The sequence below is a fragment of the Gemmiger formicilis genome (assembly GCF_016901605.1).
GTDB lineage: Bacteria > Bacillota > Clostridia > Oscillospirales > Ruminococcaceae > Gemmiger > Gemmiger formicilis_B.
Genome location: NZ_JACJKP010001084.1, coordinates 1 through 214, shown reverse-complemented (window position 1 = coordinate 214; position 214 = coordinate 1). Strand labels below are relative to the sequence as shown.

At 65.9% G+C, this 214-nt stretch carries 1 protein-coding gene; it reads right to left on the bottom strand.

Annotated elements, in window-relative coordinates:
- The coding region (locus H6B10_RS17840) for a hypothetical protein (RefSeq protein WP_204652601.1) at window positions 1-214 on the bottom strand (214 nt) is incomplete at both ends.

The window sequence follows — 214 nt, the reverse complement described above, 5'->3', positions numbered from 1 at the left end:
ACGGTGCAGCTGTTTTTGTCGTCGTTGTCCCAGCCGCGGCGGCCCACCGCCTGCAGAATATCCATGGCCGCCTGCTCGTCCGCCACCACGCCGTCTGTGGCCTGCAGTTCCTGGGCATTGACGTGGACCAGGATATGACCGGCCTGATGGACAAGGTCATCTGCCTGGCGGCCCCCTACGCCCCGCTGGACGGCATCAATGACGCGGGCGTCAG